This window comes from Bacillus sp. JUb11 (genome assembly GCF_024807925.1).
Classification (GTDB): domain Bacteria; phylum Bacillota; class Bacilli; order Bacillales; family Bacillaceae; genus Bacillus; species Bacillus altitudinis.
Map to the genome: position 1 here is coordinate 25,878 of NZ_JANUEZ010000001.1, position 24,627 is coordinate 50,504.

Genomic DNA, 24,627 nt, shown 5'->3' on the forward strand with positions numbered 1-24,627 from the left:
TAATTTAGTTATAAAAAGAAAGGGAACGTTTTCATATGAAGAAAAAACGTGTATAATTTCATAAAAGAATGTCATTTTGATGTAGATTGAAAAATTATGTGTCTCTTTTCATCGTTTTAATGACAAATAGGATATTATTTTCCTCGTATCTGACATGTCTCTATCCAATTGGTGAATGCTATAGATATGAAGTGTATTTGAAGGAGTGATTTATGTGAATAATGTTACAATATATGATGTAGCAAGAGAAGCAAACGTAAGTATGGCAACGGTATCACGCGTTGTTAATGGTAATCCAAACGTAAAACCAACAACAAGAAAAAAGGTGCTTGAAGCAATTGATCGTCTCGGCTACCGTCCAAACGCAGTCGCACGAGGCCTTGCAAGTAAAAAGACCACAACAGTCGGGGTCATCATCCCTGATATTTCAAGTATTTTCTATTCAGAGCTTGCACGAGGAATTGAAGATATTGCAACGATGTACAAGTACAACATTATTTTGAGCAACTCAGACCAAAATACTGATAAAGAACTTCATTTGTTAAACACAATGCTTGGCAAACAAGTAGATGGAATCGTTTTTATGGGCGGAAACATTACAGATGTGCATGTGGAAGAATTTAAGCGCTCTCCTGTACCCATTGTACTTGCAGCATCTGTTGAAGAGCAGGCACAAACACCATCAGTCAACATTAACTATGAACAAGCCATTTATGATTCAGTTCAGCTATTAGTTGAAAAAGGACATAAACGAATTGCGTTTGTATCTGGACCAATGTCAGAACCAATTAACTCTATGAGAAAGCTTGCTGGTTATAAGCGTGCGCTTGAAGAAGCTGGTATCGCGTTTGACGAAGCGCTTGTTGCTGAAGGAGACTACTCATATGACTCTGGTATTGAAGCGCTGGCTAATCTGCTTGAGCAATCTGACAAGCCGACGGCTGTAATTGCAGCTACTGACGAAATGGCGCTAGGTGTCATTCATGGAGCGCAGGACAGAGGCGTATCAATTCCTGAAGATTTAGAAGTGATTGGTTTTGATAACACAAGACTATCCCTCATGGTACGCCCTCAATTGACAACAGTTGTTCAGCCGACTTACGATATTGGCGCTGTTGCGATGAGACTTTTGACAAAACTCATGAACAAAGAACAAGTAGAAGATCAAATTGTTGAATTGCCACATAGAATCGAAGAAAGACAATCGACGAAATAAAAAAGAAAGCAGGCTCACTTGATCAGTGGACGCCTGCTTTTTTTTATGCCTTTTTCTTTTCTCGTCGAACAGGCATGAGTGCTTTTTCTACCGTTTGTGCATTTTTTTCTGTAATTTCTGCTCTTCTTGGAATCGGTGGATATAAATCGTCAGGATCTAGCCATGTGGATGGAAGCGGAACAGGCGATTGTTTTTCCCATGCCCGAATCCATTCCGGAGGAAGCGCATCTGGTGGTGTGATGCCTTTCATCTCAAGCCAAATGCGGCTCCATGCTCTTGGGACGACACGCCAAATATCATAGCCGCCTCCGCCCACAGCGATCCATTTTCCATCACAATATTGATGCGCCAGCTCATGGGCAATTCTAGGAATTTCCTCATATATTTTCATGGTAGCAGATAAATGTGTCAAAGGGTCATAATAGTGGGCATCTGCTCCATTTTGCGTCAAAATGACGTCTGGTTTAAAAAAAGCAGCAATCTCTGTCACTGCTGTTCGATAGGCTTCTAAAAATGATTCGTCTTCTGTAAATGCGTCAAGCGGGATATTATATGCATAGCCATAGCCTTTATCATGACCCCTTTCCTGTACTTGTCCAGTTCCAGGGAACAAATAGCGCCCTGTTTCATGAATGGAAACAGTACATACCTCTGGATCATCATAGAAGCTAAACTGTACACCATCGCCATGATGAGCATCTGTATCAATATATAAAATTCTAGCGCCATATGTCTTTTGAATATACTGAATGGCCACAGAGCTGTCATTATAAATACAAAAGCCAGAAGCACGCCCTTTAAATCCATGGTGAAGCCCGCCGCCAAGATTGAGCGCATGCTGCGAATGTCCAAGCATCACTTGATCAACCGCTGTTAATGTCCCGCCAACTAGGAGAGAAGCTGCCTCATGCATCCCTGCAAACATCGGGGTATCCTCAGTGCCAAGACCATAACGTTCCCCCTCTGCGGTGGACAGTTTTCCTTCACTTGCCCGCTGTACTGCTTGAATGTAGTCTGCTGTATGGACAAGCTTTAACTCCTCCAGCGTCGCCATACGAGGTGCGACAATCTCATCATCCGTTAATGCCTTCATTTTTTGAAGAAGATCATAAGTTAAGTAGACGCGAAGCTGATTGAAGGGATGATCTTGGTGAAACTGGTACGTTTGAAAAGATGGTGAAAAAACAAAGGTCGCTTCCTTCATTTGATCGTCTGCTCCATAGGCCAGAGCACTTTATAGCCTTTTGCACGAATCAGCTTCATCACATGATCTGCATGCATCGTTTGAAGGCGGAAGACGAGCACTTTAGAGGCTTCATTGGCATGTGGGTACACGAGTACACTCAGCATTTGAATATGCTGCTCTTTTAAAATGGACGTAATGTCTGCAAGACCCTCTGTCACTTGCGCTACTTCAACCTCTAAATGTGATCCAGGCTGATCTGCACCTGTTAGTCTTACAAACGTACGAAGTAAATCTGTTTTTGTGATGATCCCTACAAGCTTGCCGCGTCTCACAACGGGAAGACAGCCAATTCCGTGTTCAAAAAAGACACTTGAAATCTCCTCAACGAAATCAAGCGGATGAGCGGTAATCGTCTCTAGCACCATGATGTCTTCAACCGGCCGCTGAATAAAAAGCTGCCTTTTCTCTGTTTCAAAAATACTTGGACTGGCATTTTTAATATCCCGATCTGTCACCATCCCAATGACAGATACCTGCTCAGATACGATGGGAATATGCCGAATGTGATGTGCACTCATTTTTTGAATGGCCTCTTCAATCGTATCGGTTTTTCGCAGCGTGATCACATCACGCTCCATAATTTGTTCAATCATCATGATTACCAATCCCCTTTGCCAAAAAAACGAATTGAACGTTAATACATAAAGCGCTGATGGAAGCGAAGACGATCGAAACGCTCGATCGAATCAGGACTCACATGTTTTCCAATTCTGGCCATTAAACAATTGGCTGGATGTGAGCTAATCTCTGGCTCGTCTGTTGCAAACCAGACAAGACCGCCGGCGTTCATCATTTTCTCCATCATTTTGCGGTACTCCCACACGTTTTTCTTTGTCCCCTTTAAATCCCAATGCCAGTAATATTCAGTTGTAATGATAATGTAATTCTCCATTTGCTCATCCATCATGCTCACATCCAGTAAATGCTTGCCAAGTGAGCAGCCTCTGAATGGAGGAGCGACTTCAATGGCACCGAGCTCAATTAAATTGTCCATGTTGCCTTCTGACCAGCGTTCAAGCGGATCAGGGTACAAATACGTGACATAGCCTACGACAAGCTCATCCACCCTAGCAATGATAATACGTCCTTCAGGAAGATCTGCTATTTCAACAAGTGCTTGTTTCTGTTCCTCAGGCGTGCGAAATGCCGTTAGTCCTTCATGAAACGTATAGTTCGCAAGCTCTGATGCAGGTACCGGTCCTTCAATCAGGATGGAACCTGTTTCTCGCTCAATGGTTTTTGAATAATAAGTTTTAGGATGCTCCACGTATCCACCGCCTCAAATTCTAGTGAGTCGTCTCTATTCTATCTTAAATCTCGCAATAATTAAAACGGTTTCATCAGAAGTTTTTTAAAAATTGAGAAAAAAAGTCATCTATACTATAATGGTCATTGTAAACGTATGCAAAGGGGGACTGTTTGATGAAAGTGGAAACGCTACCATCAGTAAAAGGGGACTATCATTTAAATGATTATGAGCAAGCATACAAAGAATTTTCATGGGAGGAAGCGAGAAAAAATTTCTCTTGGTATGAAACAGGAAAAGTAAATGCAGCTTATGAAGCGATTGACAGACATGCGGACTCGTTTCGTAAAAACAAGGTGGCGCTTCACTACAAAGATTCACAGCGGGATGAAAAGTATACGTTCAGGGATATGAAAATCAAGACAAACAAAGCAGGAAATCTATTAAGAGAACAGGCACATGTGCAAAAAGGGGATCGCGTGTTTATCTTTATGCCAAGATCACCTGAGCTCTATTTTCTACTGCTTGGTGCTGTCAAAATTGGTGCGATCGTCGGTCCGTTATTTGAGGCATTTATGGAAGGTGCCGTCAAAGATCGTTTAGAAAATAGTGAGGCAAAAGTGATTGTGACAACGCCTGATCTGCTTGAGCGGATTCCGTTTGCAGAACTTCCAAAGCTTGAATCCGTCATCATTGTCGGCGGTGAAAAAGAGGATGCAGGTGATGTGCGGACGATTCACTTTGAAGAAGCATTTGAACAGGCAGCGAAGGAACTTGAAATCGAGTGGATGGATGAAAAAGATGGATACCTGCTTCATTACACGTCAGGGTCCACTGGTACGCCAAAAGGTGTGCTCCATGTTCATGGCGCAATGGTGCAGCAAGGCCAGACGGGTAAATGGGTACTTGATTTGAAAGAAGAAGATGTCTACTGGTGTACAGCTGATCCAGGCTGGGTAACAGGGACGGTGTACGGTATTTTTTCTCCGTGGCTGAATGGAGCGACGAATGTCATTTTAGGCGGCAGGTTCAATCCTGATACGTGGTACGAAACCATTGAATCGCTTGGTGTGACCGTTTGGTACAGTGCACCGACAGCCTTCAGAATGCTGATGGGAGCAGGAGACGATCTCATTCAAAAATATGATCTCAGCTCACTCCGTCATGTGTTAAGTGTAGGAGAGCCACTTAATCCAGAAGTAATCCGCTGGGGAGACGCTGTATTTGGTAAACGAATTCATGACACTTGGTGGATGACAGAAACAGGTGCACAACTGATTTGTAACTATCCATGCATGGATATCAAACCAGGTTCGATGGGGAAACCAATTCCAGGCGTTGAAGCTGCGATTGTAGATAATGCCGGAAATGAACTTCCGCCATACCGGATGGGGAACCTTGCCATCAAAAAGGGCTGGCCGTCTATGATGCATACGATCTGGAACAATCCTGAAAAATATGAATCTTACTTTATGCCGGGAGATTGGTATGTTTCAGGAGATTCAGCTTATATGGATGAAGATGGATACTTCTGGTTCCAGGGACGTGTCGACGATGTCATTATGACGTCAGGAGAGCGGGTCGGTCCATTTGAGGTAGAAAGTAAACTGGTGGAACATCCGGCCATTGCAGAGGCTGGTGTCATCGGAAAACCAGATCCTGTGCGCGGTGAAATTATTAAAGCATTTATAGCGCTTAGAAGCGGATACGAACCGACAGATGAGCTGAAAGAAGAGATTCGTACGTTTGTGAAAAAAGGACTCGCTGCACATGCAGCACCGAGAGAAATTGAGTTTAAAGACAAACTGCCAAAAACACGCAGCGGTAAAATTATGAGACGTGTGCTAAAAGCGTGGGAACTGAATTTACCTGCTGGCGATCTCTCGACAATGGAAGATTAATCGCTTCCGTCAGTTGACTTGATATCAAAAGTATGTTAAAAATGACTTTAGTTGAATACGAAAAGGTTTTGACTGAGATTCAGTAGAATCATCTTTCCCTGTCCAAGAGAGCTGACGGCTGGTGCGAGTCAGTACAAAGAGATATTCGAATTACCCTCACGAACCGCTTTTACGAAAAGGAGCATGCATGTTGCCTGATTAGTGAAAGAACGGATCTGTCCGTTATCAGTGTAAGTGAAAAGACGTGTTGTTTTGTCTTTTAAGCAGGGTGGTACCGCGATATATATCGTCCCTTCGTTCATTCGAAGGGGCGTTTTTTATGTTGAATTGTAAAAAAAGGAGATTTGGATATGAGTCAATTGATGGAAGAATTATCGTTCAGAGGATTAATTCAGCAACAAACAGATGAAGAAGGTTTAACAAAATTATTAGCAGAAGAAAAAATCAAGCTATACTCCGGCTTTGATCCAACAGCTGACAGCTTGCACATTGGTCACTTACTGCCAATATTAACATTGCGCAGATTCCAAGAAGCAGGCCATCATCCGATTGCACTTGTTGGCGGCGCAACTGGACTGATTGGTGACCCAAGTTTCAAAAAAGCAGAACGTTCACTAAACCCAGCAGAAATCGTCGAACAGTGGTCAGAGAAAATCAAAGGCCAGCTCTCTCAATTCCTTGATTTTGAAGCAGGTGACAACCCAGCTGTCATCGTCAATAACTATGACTGGATCAGTCAAATGAATGTCATCACGTTCCTTCGTGATATTGGAAAGAACTTCGGTGTCAACTTCATGCTCGCAAAAGATATCGTCAGCTCCCGTATTGAAACAGGGATTTCGTACACAGAATTCAGCTACGTGATTCTGCAATCGTTAGACTTCTTGAACCTTTACAGAAATGAAAACTGTAAGCTGCAAATTGGCGGAAGTGACCAATGGGGAAATATCACATCTGGACTTGAGTTGATCCGTAAGTCTGAAGCAGAAGGCGCAAAAGCATTCGGTCTCACAATGCCGCTTGTGACAAAAGCAGACGGCACGAAGTTTGGGAAAACAGAAGGCGGCGCCATCTGGTTAGATAAAGAAAAAACATCTCCATATGAGTTCTACCAGTTCTGGATCAACACAGATGACCGTGACGTTGTGAAATACTTAAAATACTTTACGTTCTTATCGAAAGAAGAGATCGCATCTTACGAAGAAAAAGTGCAAACAGCACCTGAAAAACGTGAAGCACAGCGCCGTTTGGCAGAAGAAGTCACAACACTTGTGCATGGCCGTGAATCACTAGAACAGGCTGTCAACATCTCAAATGCGCTATTTAAAGGCGAGATCAAATCTCTTACAGCAGAAGAAGTGAAAGTAGGCTTTAAAGATGTGCCATCAATGGAGAAAGACAGTGCAGAAGAATTAACACTGGTTGATGTTCTTGTCGAATCAAAACTGTCTCCATCAAAACGTCAAGCACGTGAAGATATCACAAACGGTGCCGTCTACATCAACGGAGAGAGGCAAACCGACAAAGACTATGTCCTTTCAGCAGATGACCGAATTGAAAACCAATTTACGGTCTTAAGAAGAGGGAAAAAGAAATATTTCCTTGTGACGTATAAATAAATCCTTATGAAACAGTAAGTATCATGAAAAGCACCTCAAATGTTCATATACATTGAGGTGCTTTTCTTTTTTATTCAGAAGTAGGAATTCAGCTTTTACAGAGCGGTTTTCTCTCATTTGTCTGTTTCTTACTCAAGGAGTGAATCTTCGTTTGTATAAGCATGTTCTACCTTACAAATTCGGGTTGTATAGGATTCATACCAATCTTTTTTTCCTTTTTTTTGAACACGCTGATGTGCTGTATGTGCTTTCCATTCTTTGATGGCTGCTAATGAATCCCAGTAAGAGACAGTGATTCCAACACCATGTTCATCTCGTACACTTTCTATTCCAAGAAACCCGTCTAGTTCTTTCGCTAATTCTTCCATTTTTTGAGCAGCCACGGCGTATTCTTTCTGCTCGACATTTGTTCGTTTTGATGTGAAAATCACGGCATAATAGGGTAGTGCAGGTGTTTGAGTAAACAGCATCTAGCAGAACCTCCTTTTGTCTATTCACATTATATATGAAAGATAGAGGGGCTCGTAGTCTTTTTGTTTTAATTTAAAAAAGTCCAAGGTGCTTTATGATTATTTATATTTCTGTAAAATCATCTCATAAACATTACCTTGTTCACTTTTCTGACATATTTTTCTTGTATAAAATAGAGTCAAATAAGATGAATAAGGGGGAATGAAAGTGATTCGATTTAAGAAAAAGAGTTTGCAAATTCTTGTTGCCCTTGCCTTAGTGCTAGGTTCAATGGCCTTCATCCAGCCGAAAGAAGTCAAAGCGGCTACGCATAATCCGGTTGTGATGGTGCATGGCATGGGTGGTGCGTCTTATAACTTTGCTTCGATCAAACGATACTTAGTATCACAGGGATGGGATCAAAACCAACTTTTTGCAATCGATTTCATAGACAAAACAGGCAATAACCTAAACAATGGCCCGAGGCTCTCTAGATTCGTCAAAGATGTACTAGCCAAAACGGGCGCCAAAAAAGTAGATATTGTGGCTCATAGTATGGGCGGTGCGAACACGTTATACTATATTAAGAACCTAGACGGCGGAGATAAAATTGAAAACGTCGTCACACTTGGTGGAGCGAATGGACTCGTTTCACTCAGAGCATTACCAGGCACCGATCCAAATCAAAAAATTCTTTACACATCCGTCTATAGCTCAGCCGATCTCATCGTCGTCAACAGCCTTTCGCGTTTAATTGGCGCAAGAAATGTCCTCATCCACGGCGTTGGACATATCGGTCTATTAACCTCAAGCCAAGTCAAAGGCTATGTGAAAGAAGGATTGAATGGCGGAGGACAGAATACGAATTAAAAAATAAAAAAGACAGCGATTTGTGCTGTCTTTTTTGATGTCATGGTTATATAGAATCTGCTAGGTGTTGCAGAAGGTTTTTAGGAGGATAAAAGATGACGCAAAAACTCAAATATGCTTTCTTAGGCTACTTTCTCTATTTCCCATGTTCATTTCTGATCATCTATATGATCTGGATGGCAATCGTCAAATCAGTGCAATGGGCAGAAGTCATATCTAATTGTACATCCATCATTGGTATCTATTACTTAATAGCCAGTGTGTGGTTTGTCTTTTTACTGCAAAAACAGACAAAACATCGTACATAGCCAAATAAAAACATGTACAAATCAATCGCCATTCCTTACACTACATATAATGAACGAGAATCTTCGGAGGTGGGTATTTGTGCAACATCATCAAAAGGCTTTGATTATGGTCGATGTACAGAAAGCATTCGAGCACGAAAAATGGGGAGAACGGAATAACCTAGATGCAGAGAAGAACATCAGTCGTCTATTGACGTTTTGGAGAGAAAAAGGATGGACAGTCATTCATATTCAGCATACATCGGATCAGCCGCACTCCTTATTTCATCCAGCAAATGAAGGGCACTCCTTCAAAGAGATCGCTAAACCGTTAGATGAAGAAATGGTCATACAAAAGAAAGTCAACAGCAGCTTTATAGGTACAAACTTAGAGGAACAACTAAGATCAAACGAGATCAACACTGTTGTGATTGCTGGACTCACAACACCGCACTGCGTATCTACCACAACAAGAATGAGTGGAAACCTAGGCTTTAATACATACCTCATTTCGGATGCAACAGCCGCCTTTGGACTCGCAGATCAAACCGGTACATACTATGAACCAGAAACGATCCATCGCCTTTCACTTGCAACACTGCATGACGAATTTGCGACTATCCTGACAACTGAGCAGCTGATCACAAATTGGGCAAGCAAAAGCTCCTAGAAATCATCTCTAGGAGCTTTTTGCTTGTTCATCCAGCGGCTGTTTTCGTTGTTCAATACTTGAGTAGATAAGATCAATTCCAATAAATAAGAAGCTGACAAAGAAAGATAAAATGAGTGTGCCGTGCTCCCAAATTGAGACATTGACTATGTTCATATTAAGTACAAACTTAATTGAGAAATGCACAACGATCCATGAGAGTAAAAATTCAAAGATAAACGTGAACCATTGAGGAAATCTTAGCAAAGAGGAAATTCCTTTACCAATGAATACTAAAAAGATCGACCAAAAAAGAACAATCCCACTGACGAATAGACAGAAGGTCAATAATGAAAGAAATGATGCATAGGTAATATATTCTCCAAAAAGAAAATTCACTCCTAATGAAACAACATAAAGTACAGAACTTGGAATGATGATGACAAAACTAATCGAAAAAAAGATGAGTAAAATGAGGAGAATTTCAGCGATAGCTCCAGGCGCTTCATCGACAACTTTTGTCTTTCTCAAAACCGCATAGATAACAATTGAAATGAGCATAAGTGCTAACATAAATGAAATGATCGACAAATTGTTTTCCTCCTTAACGTTCCTTACATTATTGTTTTAAGTTGTGAGTTATCCAGTAAATGTAATTGTAAGAGGAAAACGAAAAAGAGTAAAGAGTAATCGGTGTTCTAATTTTCTTGTGTGCAAATAAGTTATTTGTAGCTAGAGAGTATCGTACAAAAAACCAAACAAAAAACCCTAGAAATCCTTGAACAATCAAGGTCTCTAGGGTTTGTTTGATCACTCTCTGAGAGAGTCATGAAATTAACGAGAGTAGAACTCAACGATTAGTTGTTCGCTGATTTCAGGCGCTAATTCAGAACGCTCTGGAAGACGAGTGAAAGTTCCTTCAAGCTTTTCAGCATCGAAAGTAAGGTATTCAGGTACGAAGTTGTTCACTTCAACTGATTCTTTCACAACTGCAAGGTTTTGAGATTTCTCACGAAGAGCAATCGTTTGACCTGGTTTCACAGAGAAAGATGGGATGTCTACACGGCTTCCATCAACAAGGATGTGACCATGGTTTACTAGCTGACGAGCTTGGCGGCGCGTACGAGCAAGGCCAAGACGGTATACTAGGTTGTCAAGGCGAGTTTCAAGAAGGATCATGAAGTTTTCACCTTGTTTACCAGGAAGTTTAGCAGCTCTGTCAAATAGTGTACGGAATTGACGTTCGTTGACACCGTACATGTGACGAAGCTTTTGCTTCTCTTGTAATTGTAAACCGTATTCAGATAGTTTTTTGCGTTGTCCTGGACCATGTGGGCCTGGAGCGTAAGGGCGTTTTTCAAGTTCCTTACCTGTTCCGCTTAATGAAATGCCTAAACGGCGGGAAATCTTCCAACTTGGACCTGTATAGCGAGCCATAATGTGACTCCTCCTTATTGTTTTTATTTGTGAAAAATAAAAACCGTCTGTTCTTTGTCTTTTCCGTCATTATGTTTTCATGCATCCTCGCTCCAGCAGCAGGGAGTTACAAGATGCACCTCCATATAGAAGGAACAAAATGATACAAAAAAGCCGAACAAAAAGGCTGCCATATTTCACACAAACTCTATTATATGACGCCAGATAGGAGAAGTCAACCTATTTAAAGAGGAGAATGTCAAACACGGCCGGCTTTTACCGAGAAAGAAAACAAAATAAAAAAGCAGACACATTGTCTGCTTTTCACGCATCATGACGCATCAGTAGAGGCTGATAACGCATTTTGGAGAACCTCTGTAAATTGAACTAAGTACGTTTCATCCACTTCATTGAAACGATCTTTCACTGGACTGTCAATATCGAGTACCCCAATGATTTGTCCATTTACTTTAAGTGGGATCACAATTTCAGATTGCGATGCTGCATCACATGCAATATGACCAGGGAATGCATGGACATCAGCGATACGCTGTACATCACCTGTCGCAAAAGCTGTACCGCAAACCCCTTTTCCAGAAGGAATGCGTACACATGCGGGCAGTCCGTTGAATGGACCAAGCACAAGCTCTCCGCCTTTTGCTAAATAAAATCCTGCCCAATTGACTTCAGGAAGCGAGTGATAAAGCAGCGCCGCAGCATTGGCTAGGTTGGCAATGAGATCAGGTTCACCATCCGTAATCGCTTCTACTTGCTTGATGAGTAATTGATAGTCTTTCGATGGATCACCAGACTGTTTTTCGACATGAAACATGAAAATCTCCTACTTTCTATCTCAAAAATACATAACTTGCGCTTCGCATGTGGGATTTGTCGAGCAATGATTAAAGGAACTTCCGCCTTCACCTTGAAGTATGTACACATGAAGAGGGGTGAGCGGATGAAAACATCAACAACCGTGCAAACAAAAGACCGTATTATTGAAGCTGCCATCAGACTTTTTAACCAAAAAGGATTTTCTGGAACCTCTGTCCGTGAGATTGCGAAGGAAGCAAACGTCAACGTTGCCCATATATCTTATTACTTTCAAGGAAAAGGAGGGCTGCTCGAGCAGCTCGTATCCGATTTTTATGAAGGCTATATTCAGATGATTGAATCGCACATCCAGCACATGGAAAACCGTCATGCAAAAGAATGTTTACTTCATGTGGTTTTTGATATTTTATCTTATCAGCATGAAAATCGTCAATTAACCCGTTTCGTTTATCGAGAGGTGACCATTGATTCAACGCTGATCAGGGAAATCATGTCCACTTATTTAACAAAGGAAAAATACTTGTTTCAGCTCATCATTGAAAAAGGAAAAAGCACCCATGTGATTTGTAAGCAGCTGTCACTCTCATCATTTATGATCCAGCTAAAATCACTTCTGATGATGCCATATTTACAGCCGCATTATTTAACAGAGGTGCTTTATATCAACCCAAACGAGCCTTACTTTTATCAAACGTACTATAAGGAACTGAGCCGGTCGCTTCATCATCTGTTAGAACCAAACGAATCGGCACTTGATCCTCACCTGAAACTCATGATGTCTTCAAATTGATCATAGGCATACCCGAGATCTTCCGCTTGATGGGCATCAGACCCGAATATGAGCGGAATTTTTTTCTGTTTTGCAAGATCAATCATCCATGGATCTAAATAGATACTTCTGGCATATGTTTTACGAAGACCTGATGTATTAAAATCTAAGGACATGCCTTTTTTTGCCGTTTCTTCAAGACAAAGGGTGACCATTTGACATAGTTCTGGCGACATTTCGTATGGGAAAAGTTGTTTGAATTTCTGGACAAGGGTGATATGACCGATTCTCTTTGGCTTATATGGACCTAAAGATGATAGAATAGAAGAATGAATTTGGTCATAGTAGCTTTGATAGACGTGTTCGGTGCTGCCATAGATGCTGATCAGCTGCTTGAAGGCGTGCTCATCAAAATCAAGACAAATATAATCATTGCCAGCAGGAAGAAAGTGAACAGATAAAATGCTATCGTCTAGTTCAGGGCCGTAGCAGTCTAAAAAGGCACTTGTTTCCTCTTCATACTCTTTGATATAGTCGACCTCAAGCCCAGTTTTTACTATTAACTGTCCTTTGTATTCCTGTTTCAGCTGATCCAGCTTCGTCAAATAGGCTTCAAGGTCTCGAAGCTTCATGGCGCTATCCTGCTCAGGCGTTGGATCTCGAAACGAAGGAGGCAACGGGGCATGCTCGGTAAAGGTGATGGAATCAAATCCCTTTTTCATTGCTTTTTCAATATAAGAATGAAAAGGATCAAGCGTACCGTGCGGGCAAAATGGCGTATGTAAATGTGCATCTTGTTTCAACATGTCGTCACCTCTTGTCGATATTTTGAAAAACGTCATGTTTATCAGCGAAAATAATGAAAAATCATGACCAAAAATGCTGGTTACATGGTATCATAATAACAATGAAAACGACAGCTTCCGCATACATAAAAACAGGTCACATCAATACATGTGATCAAATGATAGAAAGCCTGAATGACTTTCTTGAAAAAACATACATAAAACCGTGAATGGATCGTATTGGGAAAAATACAATCCTGCTTATAAAAAACAAATGCAAAGCGGACACGAAAGGGTTCTCAGGTCTACTCGGGACACTACCCTGACATCACTTAGATCACAACAAGGGGGCTCATTATGGAGTTTATCATCGGTTTAATTGTCATTTTGCTTGCTTTGTTTTCAGTCGGTTATTTCCTCAGAAAAAATATATATAAAGAGATTGACCGATTGGAAGCATGGAAAATTGAAATTTTAAACAGATCAATTGTAGAAGAAATTTCAAAAATCAAACATTTAAAAATGACCGGAGAAACAGAGCAGTTTTTTGAAAGATGGCGTGCAGAGTGGGACGATATCGTCACAGCCCATCTTCCAAAGGTAGAGGAGCTATTATATGATGCAGAGGAGTATTCTGATAAATATCGATTCTCCAAAGCGAAGCAAGTTCTTGCACATATAGGAGATCTGCTCACCGCTGCTGATTCAAACATCGAAGACATTTTAAAAGAGATTGCAGACCTTGTCACAAGTGAAGAGCAAAACCGAAAAGACATCGAGAAGGTCAAAGAGCAATATCAAACGGTACGAAAAAATCTACTTGCTTACAGCCATTTATACGGCACCCTTTATGACAAAATGGAGCAGGACTTAGATGAGGCCTGGGAAGGGATCAAGCAGTACGAGGAAGAAACAGAAAACGGAAACTACATGACAGCAAGGAAAATTTTGCTTGAGCAAGACCGCAGACTCGATCAGCTGCAATTATATATCAATGATGTACCGAAGCTCATCGCAGACTGCAAACAAACGGTGCCAGGTCAGCTGACGAAGCTGAAAGACGGTTATAAAGAAATGACAGACAAAGGCTACAAGCTAGAGCACATCCAGATCACAAAAGAGCTGGAGAACTTGAATAAACAGCTGACCCGGGCGGAGAAACTGCTGATTGATGAACTCAATTTAGATGAAGCATCAAGCATTCTGCAAATGATTGATGATGCGATTCAGACGCTGTATGATCAGCTAGAAGCAGAAGTAGAAGCAGGTCAGGAAATCAAGAGCAAAATGCCTGAGCTGACCGAGGCATTTGAAAAACTTGAACAAGACCACACGCAGACAAAGGCAGAAACGGCTCTTGTGAAAGAAAGCTACAAGCTGACAGCGGGAGAGCTGGATCAGCAGAAAGCCTTCGAAAAACGATTAGAAGAAATTGAAAAGCTCATGAAGCAAATACGAGAGAAGCTTGATCGTGACCATGTCGCATACACATTATTAATGGATGAAATCAATCAGCTTGAGACCTTTATTGAGGATGCAAAAACGCTTCATGAAGCGTTTAAAGATCACCTTCAATCGTTACGAAAAGAAGAATTACAGGCAAGAGAAACATTGGCTGAACTTAAAACCATGCTGACAGATACAGTGCGCCAGCTGCACAAAAGCAACATTCCAGGTGTACCTGCTGACATCAAAGACCGTGCTGAAAAAGCGCAGGAGATGATTCAGCAAGTGCAGGAGCAGCTAGAGAATTTGCCGCTGAATATGCCAGCAGTGAACCAACAATTAAAAGAAGCCTCTGAAACAGTTAGACATGTCGTTGATGAAACACATGACATGCTTCGTAAAGTGGATCAAATTGAACGGATTATACAATACGGCAACCGGTTTAGAAGTCAAAACCACATTCTTTCAGAGCAATTAAAAGAGGCAGAACGAAGATTTTATGCCTATGATTATAACGATTCATTTGATGTGGCAGCAGCAGCTGTCGAAAAAGCATCACCTGGAGCCGTTCAGAAGCTTTTAACTCAGCAAGAAAAAGAATATCAGCATCAATAAAAAAGCTGAAGTCCATTTTAGGACTTCAGCTTTTTCCATGTTATGAAGCTTGCTTTTGGCGTTCTTCTGAAGCAGAAGAAGTGAATAGAGAGATAACAAATCCAATTACGATTCCGAGTATGGCAGGTACAATCCAGCCAATGCCAAGGTCATATAGCGGCAAGATCGTTTGAAAGAGATCTTTCACAGGACCAATCGGCAGTTTCGCCGCTGCTAAGCCGTCAAATAGACTGACGCAGCCAGTTAAAATCAAAGTAAGGACATACACAGGTCTTCTATGACCAAGCCATTTGTCAGCAAGTGATAAGACGATAATCACAATCGCTAACGGGTAAATCGCAGTTAACACAGGTACTGAAAAAGCGATAATATGAGCAAGTCCAAAATTTGAAATGATAAAACTGAATAATGTGACGAGTGTAACGACCATTTTATAAGAAAGTTTAGGTAATAAATTTGAGAAATACTCTCCGCACGATGTCACGAGACCGATACTTGTGGTTAAACAGGCAACCGTAATCGCCGCGCCTAACACAATATTACCTAAACTGCCAAAAAGAAATTGCGAAGACTGAGCCAAGATTTTACTGCCATCTCCAACAAAACCAATCGCGTGTGTACTTGAAGCGCCTAAATAAGCAAGTGATAGATAAACAAATGTTAATCCGCAAGCTGCAATGAGGCCTGCTTTGATACAAGCAGATGTGAGTGCTTTTTTACTTGTTACACCACGTCCTTTAATGGCGTTGATGACAACAACTCCAAACACAATAGATGCAAGAGCGTCCATGGTTTTATAGCCTTCTAAAAACCCTTTGAAAAATGATCCATTGCTATAGGACACATCAGGTGTGCCAATGACGCCCATCGGTGTCAAAATGGCTTTGACGATAATAATCAAAATGATCGTAAATTTAATCGGTGTTAACACTTTCCCTACACGATCCACAATTTTCGTTGGATTTAGTGCAAGATAATACGTAATACCAAAAAAGGCCAGTGTAAATAAAAGAAGTGAGAGCCAAGCTGGTACACCAGCTAAAAAGGGTAGTGCACCAATTTCATATGAAACCGTTCCTGTACGAGGAATAGCGAAAAGTGGCCCGATGGATAAATATAAAATGACGGTAAACGCTGTTCCAAAAGCTGGGTGAGCTTTATCAGCTAATCCTTTCGCATCTCGACCTGTCAAAGCGATTGCAATAATCCCTAGAAGAGGTAAACCGACACCTGTTAATAAAAATCCGCCCATTGCTTTCCACACATTTTGCCCAGCATATTGCCCAAGCTCTGGTGGATAAATCATATTACCGGCGCCGAAGAATAGAGCAAACAGCATAAAACCTATGATAACCGTATCTTTCGTCGACAAAGTTGCCTTCATTGCATTTAAAGCCTCCATTATTATGTTGAAATATTCTGTTAATTAGTTGCTAGGTAACCGTTCATCATTAACAATCACTAATTATAAAGGATGTACGCCTGATGTCAACATGTGTTTTCGTACAAAAGTCATGAATTTTTCTATTTTAGTATATGAAGAACAATAAAAAAACATCCCCTTCTTCTTTGGAAGGGGATGTTTTGGCTTGTGATGATTATGAGGCAAGTTGCTTTGGTGGGCTGGTAAACATGGAAATAAGTACACCAATCAGAGCACCGATAATAGCTGGTATGATCCAGCCAATGCCTAAATCGTAAAACGGAACAATTGATTTCAAGATGCCAGGCAATCCGCCTAGATTCACTTTGGCAGCTAATAATCCATCAGTGATGGCAAAGAAACCAGTAAAGATGAGAGAAGTGATATAAATGACTCTTCTGCCGTTAATCCAGCGGTCAAGGAACGATAATAAAATAATGACAATGGCCAGTGGATAGATCGCTACGAGTACAGGCACCGACAGAGAAATGATTTGTGCCAGTCCGAGGTTTGCAACGAATGTGCTAAATAAAGAAACAATTAGAACGACAGTACGATAAGAAAGTGCTGGGAAGAGCTTTGAAAAGTATTCTCCACAAGATGAAATAAGTCCAACACTAGTCGTTAAACAAGCGAATAAAATGGCTGCGCCAAGAACAATGTTACCAGCAGAACCGAATAAAAAGTTGGCAGAAAGTGAAAGCAGTTTGCCGCCATCATTTGCTCCAACCATTCCCGTGGCATCGGGGCTTGAAGCACCCACATAAGCAAGTGAAATGTACACGAGTGCCAGTCCAACAGCTGCTACGATTCCTGCCTTAATACAAGCTGCTGCAAGAGATTTTCGCTCTGTGATGCCTCTGTCCTTAACAGCTGTCACCACGACGATTCCAAATACGATAGAAGCAAGTGCATCCATTGTTTTATAGCCTTCTAAAAATCCAGTGAAAAGCGGATTTGCCTCATATGTTTTATCTGGAGCACCGATCATTCCCATTGGCGTAGCAATGGCTTTAATGACAATAATAGCAATAACAGTTAATAAGATCGGTGTCAAAATTTTACCAATACGATCAACCAGCTTTGAAGGATTTAACGCAAGCAAGTATGAAATAGTGAAAAACACTACGGTAAAGATGAATAGTGGTACCCATGAAGTGGCTTGGGCACCTGAGAGAAATGGAGCTAATCCAATCTCATACGAAACCGTACCAGTTCGCGGAATGGCGAAAAATGGTCCAATGGATAAATACAGAATAACGGTAAAGATAGTCCCGAATTTAGGGTGTGCTTTATCGGCAAGACCTTTGGCGCCGGTACCTGTAAGGGCGACAGCAATAACCCCTAATAGTGGAAGACCTACGCCTGTAAGTAGGAATCCGCCGATGGCAAGCCATACGTTTTCACCAGCATATTGTCCAAGAACAGGCGGGAAAATCATATTTCCTGCACCAAAGAATAATGCAAAAAGCATTAGTCCAATAGCCAATGTCTCTTTTATACTTAAACTATTATTCAAAATAGTCCCTCCTCAATCAGTGTATTGTGTCAAATTTAAATATTCTGACAATTTAGGTGTTTATATGACAATTGCACTATGGATGATATAGTGAAAATAAAAAGTTGTCAACTGCCATTTTCAGAAAATTCTCTGTCTGACTTCATTATGGTAACATATAAATGCATTTATTTTTTAAGTTTTTTTGTAAGGAGTTTAAGATATGATTTATCTTGATAATAGTGCTACAACAAAGCCTTATCCAGAGGTTTTACAAGTACATCAGCAAGTGAGTGAGCGTTTCTTTGGGAATCCGTCTTCGCTGCATCAACTTGGAATTGATGCGAGCCGTCTATTAAGTGAAACGCGAAAACAAATCCTTCACTATACAGGTTTTACACAATATGAGATTATTTTTACTTCAGGTGCAACAGAAGCAAATAACATTGCCATCAAAGGGGCTGCTCTTGCCAAGATGAACCGAGGCAGACATATTGTCACAACAGCGATTGAGCATCCATCTGTCATCGAATCGTTTGAACAGCTGAAAACATTATTTGGCTTTGATATTTCCTATATTCAAGTAAATGAGCATGGCCGTGCAGATATGACGCATTTAAAAGAAGTGCTTCGCCCTGATACAGTGCTTGTCAGTCTCATGCATGTAAACAATGAAACAGGCGCGATTCAGCCGATAGAGGAAGCGGCCAGCATCATTCGGAAGTATGCCAAAGAGGCGATTTTTCATGTTGACGGCGTACAAGGAATTGGCAAGGTTCCGCTGCCTAAAGGGATGGATATTGATCTTTTAACGATGTCAGGCCACAAGATTCACGGCCTGAAGGGAACAGGTGCCCTCTTTTTAAAGAGAGAGATCGTACTTGCACCTTTTATCACAGGAGGAGAGCAAGAACTAGGCCTTCGCTCAGGGACTGAGAACCCTGCTGGAGCTGTCAGTTTAGCAAAAGCCATAAAGCAATCATTTGAATATTTAAACAAGCATCATGATGAGATGATCGCCTTAAAAACGGAGCTAGAGCAGCAGCTTGGAAAGATAGAAGGCGTCGTCATAAACACACCGCTGACGCATAGCGCACCGCACATTGTGAATTTTTCAGTGCCAGGTATTCAGATCGAAGTCCTTCTGCATATGCTCGAAAAAGAAGGCATTTACGTTTCGACAACGTCTGCTTGTTCTGCTAAGAAAAAGGAACCAAGCCGTGTCCTGCTCGCGATGGGAAAATCAGAAGAAGCAGCCAAAAGTAGCATGAGAATCAGTTTGACATATGGACAAGGACCAGAGCTAGCGCCACAAATCATCACATCGATCGCACAAAGTGTGAAAAAATTAAAAGGAATGAGATAACAACATGAAGTATGACCATATTTTAGTCCGTTTTGGTGAGATTTCAACAAAAGGGAAAAATAGAAAGAAATTTATCGAAAAACTAAGACAGCATATCCGGTTTGTATTAAAAGACTTTGAAGCATTAAAGTATGCATCTGACAGAGACCGCATTACGATCATGCTAAACGGAGAAGATCCTGAACCGATTTCAGAACAGCTTAAAGGTGTATTTGGCATTCAAAGCTTTAGCCTGGCTGTGAAATGTGAGACAAATCTTGATGCCATCAAAGAAGCGGCACTCTCAGCGGTTCAGGAAGTGTATAAACAAGGAAATACATTTAAGGTCTCAACGAAACGCTCTTATAAACAATTTGAGCTTGATTCAAATGAAATGAACCGAGAAATTGGTGGACATGTTTTAAGGAATACAGACAACTTAACCGTTAATGTGAAACAGCCAGATGTTCACTTGCGAATTGAAATAAGAGAACACGCGACGTACATTACATTTAAAGATGTAAAAGGTGCAGGCGGACTGCCAGTTGGTTCAAGTGGAAGAGCGATGCTGATGCTCTCTGGCGGTTTTGACAGCCCAGTGGCCGGCTATCAGGCAATGAAACGAGGCATTCAAATTGAAGCTGTTCATTTCTTTAGCCCACCTTATACAAGTGAACGTGCCAAGCAAAAGGTCATTGATCTAGCGGAATGCTTAGCTGCCTATGGAGGCGAAGTCAAGCTTCACATCGTTCCTTTTACGAAAATCCAAGAGCTCATTCACAAACAAGTACCAGAAAACTATACGATGACTTCAACGAGAAGAATGATGCTCAAAATTGCAGATAAAATAAGAGCCAAGCGTGATGCGCTTGCCATTATTACAGGGGAAAGCCTTGGTCAAGTGGCAAGTCAGACACTTGAAAGCATGTATGCCATTAATCATGTCACAAACACACCGATCATTCGCCCGCTGATTGCCGTGGATAAGAATGACATTATCGAAGAAGCGAGACGAATTGGCACATATGAGACAAGCATTCAGCCATTTGAGGATTGCTGCACGATCTTTACGCCGCCATCTCCAAAAACAAAACCAAAGCTTGAAAAAGTAGAACGCTACGAAAGCTTTGCTGAATTCGAGCCAATGCTTGATGAGGCAGTGGAGCAGATCGAAACAATCGTTGTCACAAATGAAAAGAAAGCAGCTGACAAATTCGCTGATTTATTCTAAATAAAAAATTTCATAATAATTACCATAAAATCAATCGCATGAAGTCATGTGTTTCTACACATTCTATATTCACAAGGAGGTGAGAACACATGGCTCAACAAAACAGACAAAGCAGTTCTAATCAATTAGTCGTTCCAGGCGCTGCACAAGCGATCGACCAAATGAAGTACGAAATCGCTTCAGAATTTGGCGTAAACCTTGGACCAGAAACAACAGCTCGCGCTAACGGATCAGTTGGTGGAGAAATCACTAAGCGTCTTGTATCTTACGCTCAACAACATATGGGTGGCGGATCTTTCTAAGACACACAATTAAAAAGCTATGGCTTATGAGCGGGTTCATTCCCGCTCTTTTTTTTGTACATAAATTGTTAGAATATTTTTAAAAAAGAAGACGAAATGAAAAAATTATGGCATAATACTAGGAGTAGGTCCTAATTCAAGCATTTTTCAGTTATGAGTGTTAGAATAGGTAAATTGAAACATGATTCGTTTCATAGAAAGAGGCTAAAAGGAGCTGTACCATGAAAAGAGAAGACTTAATTGCACCAGAACAATATAACTTAGTCAGTGAGATTGAAGCGTTCAGTCATGACCAGGAGAAAATCGCCCTGCACTGGCAGGACGGAAATGGCCATGAAGCACATGTGACATATGCAACATTAGTGGAAGAGGCGAATAAAATTGGTCATGTTCTATTAAATGCAGGCTTTAAAAAAGGCGATAAAATCATTGTGATGGTGCCTCGTATGCTAGAGGCATACAGCATTTATTTAGCCATTTTAAAAACAGGAATGGTTGTGATTCCTTGTTCAGAAATGCTTCGCGCTAAAGATATAGATTACCGAATTGAACATGCAGAAGCAAAAGGAGCGATTGTTTACGCATCATTCATTCAATCGTTTGAAGGAACCAATCAGCCAAAAGATTTCAAAACATTCTCGATTGGTGAGAATGATCATGGCTGGACAAACATTGTTGCGCAAAAGGAAGAGCAGTCAAGCGAGTTGAAATTGGCAGACACAACACGTACAGACATGGCGTTTCTCTCTTATACATCAGGCACAACAGGTAACCCAAAAGGGGTTGTTCATACACATGGCTGGGCGTATGCACATTTACGTACTGCGGCCAAAGCATGGCTCTCCATTAATGAAGGGGATAAAGTATGGGCAACAGCAGGACCAGGCTGGCAAAAATGGGTGTGGAGTCCTCTCTTATCTGTTTTAGGAAGCGGAGCAGAAGGTTTTGTTTATGGAGGGAAATTTAATCCGAATACGTACTTAGAGCTGCTTCAAAAAAATGAAATCAATGTTCTATGCTGTACACCAACAGAATATCGATTTATGGCAAAAGTGGATGACCTCAGTCAGTACGAGCTACCAACATTGCATAGTGCTGTTTCTGCGGGAGAGCCGCTCAACCGTGAAGTCATCGATACGTTCAAAAAACATTTCGATATCGAAGTGCGAGATGGTTACGGGCAAACAGAAAGCACGCTGCTAGTCGGGGTGCTGAAAGGAATGGACATCAAGCCAGGTAGCATGGGCAAACCAACACCTGGCAATGAAGTAGAGATCATTGATGAGAATGGCCAGATCTGTGCTCCAGGAGAAATAGGTGACATTGCCGTTCATCTTGAAACGCCGGCTTTATTCAAGGAATACTACAAAGATGCAGAGCGTACAAAGGCGCAGCGCCGTGGGGATTACTTTATTACCGGTGACCGTGCGAAAAAAGATGAAGACGGGTATTTTTGGTTTGAAAGCCGCAGGGATGACATCATTGTCAGCTCAGGTTATACAATTGGTCCATTTGAAGTCGAAGATGCACTCATTAAACACCCAGCAGTGAAAGAATGTGCGGTTGTGGCAAGTCCAGATGAAATCAGAGGATCAATCGTGAAAGCATACGTCGTCCTGCGTGATGCATCTGCACAAAGCGATGAGCTGATTAAAGAACTGCAAACACACGTGAAAAATACAACAGCACCGTACAAATATCCAAGAGAAATCGAATTCATTGACGAGCTACCAAAAACTCCGTCAGCGAAAATTCGACGTGTCGAGCTGAGAGAAAGAGAGCTTGCACGAAAATCATCATAACAGTAGAAACAATAAGCGTCTGGATGGAAAATCATCCAGCGCTTTTTTTATTGGACAAATCAAATATGTAAAATTCGTTCATGATGTTTTATGTTAAAATGTGTAAGGATGACTTGAAAAGGAGAATGTTCTGAAAATGTCGATTGCGATAATTCATGGGATTGTGCTTGCCTTTGGCCTTATTTTACCTTTGGGCGCACAAAATGTATTTGTATTTCAGCAAGGAGCCCTTCAGCCGCGATTATATCGCGTACTGCCTGTGGTCATTACAGCTGCTCTCTGCGACACACTTTTAATTACTTTAGCTGTCATTGGGGTTTCGGTTGTTGTACTCACCATTCCTATCTTGCAAATGGGTCTTTTTATCATTGGATTTTTCTTTTTACTTTATATGGGATGGTCAGTTTGGAACACGAGCTCCGCAACAGGTAATCAAGAAAAGATGGACTTGATGCCTATGAGAAAACAAATCATATTTGCCTGTTCCGTTTCACTTTTAAATCCTCACGCGATTCTCGATACAATAGGAGTGATAGGAACGAACTCTCTTCAATATCATGGGGCGGAAAAGGTGGCATTTACCGCAGCCTGTATCATTGTCTCGTGGTTATGGTTTATGGGTCTTGCCCTTCTCGGGAAAATGTTAGGAAAGCTAGATACAAACGGCAAGTGGATGAACCGGATCAATAAAGCCTCTGCGGTCATGATCTGGCTAGTTGCATTATATATCGCCTATCAGCTTATTGGATAAAGGATACATAGAGCAAAAGAGACGTGATGTTGAACATGTCATTTGAAGAAGCGTTGGATGGAAAACATCCGGCGTTTTTTTGTTGTCTACTGTCTCGGGGCAAGCATCGGTTACACCCCGTTCATTTATCTCAGACATACTGACGATTCAATTACCTGGAGGAAATGATCAAAATAGAATGTATGCTACACTATAAAAAATGTATTTTATTGGATGTGGAGGTTTTCAAATGGCTCATAAAGAACAGCGTAAAGGGGCAGTGCTTGCTGTCTTTGATACATTGACGTTTGGTGTACCAGTCTTGTTGTGGAATTTATATAAGAATACGAATAAAACATTGAAGCTGATGATCCCGATTATTCCAATAGTAGGTTTCATCACGTATCTTTTAGCATCTCTTTACTAATGTGTTCAAAAATCATTTGCATGAGCGATACGCTCATGCTTTTTTCATTCGATCATTTTTTGAAGATGGTTTGATTTAATAGACGAAGAGCTTGTACGATATCATCCATTTGATTTTGGTCAGAGGAAGAAAGGCTGTCCATGAGCATGGATTCAATTTGTTGAAATGCTTTGTCCATACACGCACGGCCTTTTTTAGACAGCATAATGACATGTTTTCGCTTGTCATCTTTATCTTCTTGTCTATCAATGAATTGTTTTTCGTGAAGCTTTTTCAATTCTCTGCTGACATTCGGAAGAGACATGTGCTGACAATCGGCGATTTCACTAGGTGTTAGCGGCTCACTGATGGCTAACTGCTCCAGAATCAAATATTGTAGAGTGGTTAGATCAGATGGTTTGATCTTGTTCATCATGGCGTGTTTCAGCTCAGAAAAAGTAGAAGCAAATGTGACAAACTCTTTGAAAAAATGTGGGTTTTTCATCATTTTTCACCTCCTACGTACCATACCAAATTTGTT

At 41.2% G+C, this 24,627-nt stretch carries 25 protein-coding genes and 1 other annotated feature; of the genes, 14 read left to right on the forward strand and 11 right to left on the reverse strand.

Annotation, left to right across the window (positions count from 1 at the left end; translation table 11 throughout):
• Nucleotides 1-214: 214 nt before the first annotated feature.
• Nucleotides 215-1,216 (forward strand): catabolite control protein A, encoded by a 1,002-nt coding sequence (gene ccpA / locus M2369_RS00135; protein WP_008343056.1) that lies wholly within the window; start codon nucleotides 215-217, stop codon nucleotides 1,214-1,216.
• Between the two features lie 43 nt (nucleotides 1,217-1,259).
• Here the strand turns inward: ccpA and M2369_RS00140 are convergent, their stop codons facing one another.
• The 3 genes from M2369_RS00140 to M2369_RS00150 are packed head-to-tail and all read right to left on the reverse strand — an operon-like array spanning nucleotide 1,260 to nucleotide 3,729.
• Nucleotides 1,260-2,420, reverse strand: coding sequence for an acetoin utilization protein AcuC (locus M2369_RS00140; protein WP_041092585.1), 1,161 nt, complete (start codon nucleotides 2,418-2,420; stop codon nucleotides 1,260-1,262).
• Nucleotides 2,417-3,058: a CBS and ACT domain-containing protein gene (locus tag M2369_RS00145; RefSeq protein ID WP_113767068.1), complete on the reverse strand. Its 642-nt coding sequence runs from the start codon at nucleotides 3,056-3,058 to the stop codon at nucleotides 2,417-2,419. Before M2369_RS00145 ends, M2369_RS00140 begins: the two co-directional genes overlap by 4 nt.
• A 38-nt stretch (nucleotides 3,059-3,096) precedes the next feature.
• The gene (locus M2369_RS00150) at nucleotides 3,097-3,729 is read right to left on the reverse strand and encodes a GNAT family N-acetyltransferase (RefSeq protein ID WP_159159892.1); all 633 of its coding nucleotides are present in this window, start codon (nucleotides 3,727-3,729) and stop codon (nucleotides 3,097-3,099) included.
• Between the two features lie 155 nt (nucleotides 3,730-3,884).
• On the opposite strand from M2369_RS00150, the gene acsA reads away from it, so the two are divergent.
• Together acsA and tyrS are read left to right on the forward strand one after the other, a co-directional pair.
• Complete coding sequence (gene acsA / locus M2369_RS00155) at nucleotides 3,885-5,609, forward strand: acetate--CoA ligase (RefSeq protein WP_144667131.1); 1,725 nt, start codon at nucleotides 3,885-3,887, stop codon at nucleotides 5,607-5,609.
• Between the two features lie 59 nt (nucleotides 5,610-5,668).
• Nucleotides 5,669-5,906 (forward strand) — a binding site (T-box leader).
• 53 nt (nucleotides 5,907-5,959) lie between these two features.
• Nucleotides 5,960-7,228 carry a tyrosine--tRNA ligase gene (gene tyrS, locus M2369_RS00160; protein WP_008343066.1) on the forward strand — a complete coding sequence of 423 codons (1,269 nt, stop codon included), beginning with the start codon at nucleotides 5,960-5,962 and terminating at the stop codon, nucleotides 7,226-7,228.
• A 128-nt stretch (nucleotides 7,229-7,356) separates the two neighbouring features.
• Here tyrS and M2369_RS00165 read toward each other — a convergent pair whose 3' ends face one another.
• Nucleotides 7,357-7,698, reverse strand: a complete 342-nt coding sequence (locus tag M2369_RS00165) for an antibiotic biosynthesis monooxygenase family protein (RefSeq protein ID WP_039170277.1) — start codon at nucleotides 7,696-7,698, stop codon at nucleotides 7,357-7,359.
• Nucleotides 7,699-7,969: 271 nt separating this feature from the next.
• On the opposite strand from M2369_RS00165, the gene M2369_RS00170 reads away from it, so the two are divergent.
• The 3 genes from M2369_RS00170 to M2369_RS00180 all read left to right on the forward strand — a co-directional run bounded on the left by M2369_RS00170 (nucleotide 7,970) and on the right by M2369_RS00180 (nucleotide 9,505).
• On the forward strand, nucleotides 7,970-8,548 hold the full coding sequence (locus tag M2369_RS00170) for an esterase/lipase family protein (protein ID WP_373422528.1): 579 nt from the start codon (nucleotides 7,970-7,972) through the stop codon (nucleotides 8,546-8,548).
• Nucleotides 8,549-8,643: 95 nt separating this feature from the next.
• The gene (locus M2369_RS00175) at nucleotides 8,644-8,856 is read left to right on the forward strand and encodes a hypothetical protein (protein ID WP_039170275.1); all 213 of its coding nucleotides are present in this window, start codon (nucleotides 8,644-8,646) and stop codon (nucleotides 8,854-8,856) included.
• Nucleotides 8,857-8,905: 49 nt separating this feature from the next.
• Nucleotides 8,906-9,505, forward strand: coding sequence for a cysteine hydrolase family protein (locus M2369_RS00180; RefSeq protein ID WP_110487343.1), 600 nt, complete (start codon nucleotides 8,906-8,908; stop codon nucleotides 9,503-9,505).
• A gap of 9 nt (nucleotides 9,506-9,514) precedes the next feature.
• Here the strand turns inward: M2369_RS00180 and M2369_RS00185 are convergent, their stop codons facing one another.
• The 3 genes from M2369_RS00185 to M2369_RS00195 all read right to left on the reverse strand — a co-directional run bounded on the left by M2369_RS00185 (nucleotide 9,515) and on the right by M2369_RS00195 (nucleotide 11,732).
• The gene (locus M2369_RS00185; RefSeq protein ID WP_024718693.1) at nucleotides 9,515-10,075 is read right to left on the reverse strand and encodes a hypothetical protein; all 561 of its coding nucleotides are present in this window, start codon (nucleotides 10,073-10,075) and stop codon (nucleotides 9,515-9,517) included.
• Between the two features lie 243 nt (nucleotides 10,076-10,318).
• Entirely contained in the window at nucleotides 10,319-10,921 is a 603-nt protein-coding gene (rpsD, locus tag M2369_RS00190) for a 30S ribosomal protein S4 (protein WP_007501777.1), read from the reverse strand.
• Nucleotides 10,922-11,231: 310 nt separating this feature from the next.
• Nucleotides 11,232-11,732 carry a GAF domain-containing protein gene (locus M2369_RS00195; protein WP_041092574.1) on the reverse strand — a complete coding sequence of 167 codons (501 nt, stop codon included), beginning with the start codon at nucleotides 11,730-11,732 and terminating at the stop codon, nucleotides 11,232-11,234.
• A 126-nt stretch (nucleotides 11,733-11,858) separates the two neighbouring features.
• On the opposite strand from M2369_RS00195, the gene refZ reads away from it, so the two are divergent.
• Nucleotides 11,859-12,524 (forward strand): forespore capture DNA-binding protein RefZ, encoded by a 666-nt coding sequence (refZ, locus tag M2369_RS00200; RefSeq protein WP_259253254.1) that lies wholly within the window; start codon nucleotides 11,859-11,861, stop codon nucleotides 12,522-12,524.
• Here the strand turns inward: refZ and hisJ are convergent.
• Nucleotides 12,494-13,309 carry a histidinol-phosphatase HisJ gene (gene hisJ / locus M2369_RS00205; protein ID WP_259253255.1) on the reverse strand — a complete coding sequence of 272 codons (816 nt, stop codon included), beginning with the start codon at nucleotides 13,307-13,309 and terminating at the stop codon, nucleotides 12,494-12,496. The two genes, refZ and hisJ, sit on opposite strands and share 31 nt — an antisense overlap.
• Before the next feature lie 336 nt (nucleotides 13,310-13,645).
• On the opposite strand from hisJ, the gene ezrA reads away from it, so the two are divergent.
• A complete protein-coding gene (gene ezrA / locus M2369_RS00210; protein ID WP_259253256.1) occupies nucleotides 13,646-15,349 on the forward strand; it encodes a septation ring formation regulator EzrA in 1,704 nt (567 codons plus the stop codon).
• A gap of 40 nt (nucleotides 15,350-15,389) precedes the next feature.
• Here the strand turns inward: ezrA and brnQ (M2369_RS00215) are convergent, their stop codons facing one another.
• Together brnQ (M2369_RS00215) and brnQ (M2369_RS00220) are read right to left on the reverse strand one after the other, a co-directional pair.
• The gene (brnQ, locus tag M2369_RS00215; protein ID WP_024718689.1) at nucleotides 15,390-16,733 is read right to left on the reverse strand and encodes a branched-chain amino acid transport system II carrier protein; all 1,344 of its coding nucleotides are present in this window, start codon (nucleotides 16,731-16,733) and stop codon (nucleotides 15,390-15,392) included.
• Between the two features lie 214 nt (nucleotides 16,734-16,947).
• Nucleotides 16,948-18,291: a branched-chain amino acid transport system II carrier protein gene (gene brnQ, locus M2369_RS00220; RefSeq protein WP_144667149.1), complete on the reverse strand. Its 1,344-nt coding sequence runs from the start codon at nucleotides 18,289-18,291 to the stop codon at nucleotides 16,948-16,950.
• Nucleotides 18,292-18,493: 202 nt separating this feature from the next.
• Here brnQ (M2369_RS00220) and M2369_RS00225 point away from each other — a divergent pair, with 202 nt between their 5' ends.
• The 6 genes from M2369_RS00225 (at nucleotide 18,494) to M2369_RS00250 (ending at nucleotide 24,107) form a co-directional block, all read left to right on the forward strand.
• Complete coding sequence (locus M2369_RS00225) at nucleotides 18,494-19,636, forward strand: cysteine desulfurase family protein (protein WP_259253257.1); 1,143 nt, start codon at nucleotides 18,494-18,496, stop codon at nucleotides 19,634-19,636.
• Nucleotides 19,637-19,640: 4 nt separating this feature from the next.
• Nucleotides 19,641-20,846 carry a tRNA uracil 4-sulfurtransferase ThiI gene (thiI, locus tag M2369_RS00230; protein ID WP_024718686.1) on the forward strand — a complete coding sequence of 402 codons (1,206 nt, stop codon included), beginning with the start codon at nucleotides 19,641-19,643 and terminating at the stop codon, nucleotides 20,844-20,846.
• A gap of 89 nt (nucleotides 20,847-20,935) precedes the next feature.
• Nucleotides 20,936-21,148 (forward strand): alpha/beta-type small acid-soluble spore protein, encoded by a 213-nt coding sequence (locus M2369_RS00235; RefSeq protein WP_003216385.1) that lies wholly within the window; start codon nucleotides 20,936-20,938, stop codon nucleotides 21,146-21,148.
• A 221-nt stretch (nucleotides 21,149-21,369) separates the two neighbouring features.
• On the forward strand, nucleotides 21,370-22,950 hold the full coding sequence (gene mbcS, locus M2369_RS00240; protein ID WP_259253258.1) for an acyl-CoA synthetase MbcS: 1,581 nt from the start codon (nucleotides 21,370-21,372) through the stop codon (nucleotides 22,948-22,950).
• 136 nt (nucleotides 22,951-23,086) lie between these two features.
• Nucleotides 23,087-23,701: a LysE/ArgO family amino acid transporter gene (locus tag M2369_RS00245; RefSeq protein ID WP_041506718.1), complete on the forward strand. Its 615-nt coding sequence runs from the start codon at nucleotides 23,087-23,089 to the stop codon at nucleotides 23,699-23,701.
• Nucleotides 23,702-23,930: 229 nt separating this feature from the next.
• Nucleotides 23,931-24,107, forward strand: a complete 177-nt coding sequence (locus M2369_RS00250; RefSeq protein WP_008356320.1) for a hypothetical protein — start codon at nucleotides 23,931-23,933, stop codon at nucleotides 24,105-24,107.
• 52 nt (nucleotides 24,108-24,159) lie between these two features.
• Here the strand turns inward: M2369_RS00250 and M2369_RS00255 are convergent, their stop codons facing one another.
• Complete coding sequence (locus tag M2369_RS00255) at nucleotides 24,160-24,591, reverse strand: MarR family winged helix-turn-helix transcriptional regulator (protein WP_041506807.1); 432 nt, start codon at nucleotides 24,589-24,591, stop codon at nucleotides 24,160-24,162.
• Nucleotides 24,592-24,627 lie beyond the last annotated feature (36 nt).

What these genes read in the sequence shown, in the direction of transcription:
- tyrS (WP_008343066.1), top strand. Translation starts at nt 5,960, where the DNA reads ATGAGTCAATTGATGGAAGAATTATCGTTCAGAGGATTAATTCAGCAA.
- mbcS (WP_259253258.1), top strand. Translation starts at nt 21,370, where the DNA reads ATGAAAAGAGAAGACTTAATTGCACCAGAACAATATAACTTAGTCAGT.
- refZ (WP_259253254.1), top strand. Translation starts at nt 11,859, where the DNA reads ATGAAAACATCAACAACCGTGCAAACAAAAGACCGTATTATTGAAGCT.
- hisJ (WP_259253255.1), bottom strand. Translation starts at nt 13,309, where the DNA reads ATGTTGAAACAAGATGCACATTTACATACGCCATTTTGCCCGCACGGT.
- brnQ (WP_024718689.1), bottom strand. Translation starts at nt 16,733, where the DNA reads ATGAAGGCAACTTTGTCGACGAAAGATACGGTTATCATAGGTTTTATG.
- M2369_RS00250 (WP_008356320.1), top strand. Translation starts at nt 23,931, where the DNA reads ATGGCTCATAAAGAACAGCGTAAAGGGGCAGTGCTTGCTGTCTTTGAT.
- M2369_RS00255 (WP_041506807.1), bottom strand. Translation starts at nt 24,591, where the DNA reads ATGAAAAACCCACATTTTTTCAAAGAGTTTGTCACATTTGCTTCTACT.
- rpsD (WP_007501777.1), bottom strand. Translation starts at nt 10,921, where the DNA reads ATGGCTCGCTATACAGGTCCAAGTTGGAAGATTTCCCGCCGTTTAGGC.
- acsA (WP_144667131.1), top strand. Translation starts at nt 3,885, where the DNA reads ATGAAAGTGGAAACGCTACCATCAGTAAAAGGGGACTATCATTTAAAT.
- M2369_RS00165 (WP_039170277.1), bottom strand. Translation starts at nt 7,698, where the DNA reads ATGCTGTTTACTCAAACACCTGCACTACCCTATTATGCCGTGATTTTC.
- M2369_RS00245 (WP_041506718.1), top strand. Translation starts at nt 23,087, where the DNA reads ATGTCGATTGCGATAATTCATGGGATTGTGCTTGCCTTTGGCCTTATT.
- M2369_RS00175 (WP_039170275.1), top strand. Translation starts at nt 8,644, where the DNA reads ATGACGCAAAAACTCAAATATGCTTTCTTAGGCTACTTTCTCTATTTC.
- thiI (WP_024718686.1), top strand. Translation starts at nt 19,641, where the DNA reads ATGAAGTATGACCATATTTTAGTCCGTTTTGGTGAGATTTCAACAAAA.
- M2369_RS00180 (WP_110487343.1), top strand. Translation starts at nt 8,906, where the DNA reads ATGAACGAGAATCTTCGGAGGTGGGTATTTGTGCAACATCATCAAAAG.
- ezrA (WP_259253256.1), top strand. Translation starts at nt 13,646, where the DNA reads ATGGAGTTTATCATCGGTTTAATTGTCATTTTGCTTGCTTTGTTTTCA.
- M2369_RS00145 (WP_113767068.1), bottom strand. Translation starts at nt 3,058, where the DNA reads ATGATGATTGAACAAATTATGGAGCGTGATGTGATCACGCTGCGAAAA.
- M2369_RS00170 (WP_373422528.1), top strand. Translation starts at nt 7,970, where the DNA reads ATGGCCTTCATCCAGCCGAAAGAAGTCAAAGCGGCTACGCATAATCCG.
- M2369_RS00140 (WP_041092585.1), bottom strand. Translation starts at nt 2,420, where the DNA reads ATGAAGGAAGCGACCTTTGTTTTTTCACCATCTTTTCAAACGTACCAG.
- M2369_RS00225 (WP_259253257.1), top strand. Translation starts at nt 18,494, where the DNA reads ATGATTTATCTTGATAATAGTGCTACAACAAAGCCTTATCCAGAGGTT.
- M2369_RS00195 (WP_041092574.1), bottom strand. Translation starts at nt 11,732, where the DNA reads ATGTTTCATGTCGAAAAACAGTCTGGTGATCCATCGAAAGACTATCAA.
- M2369_RS00235 (WP_003216385.1), top strand. Translation starts at nt 20,936, where the DNA reads ATGGCTCAACAAAACAGACAAAGCAGTTCTAATCAATTAGTCGTTCCA.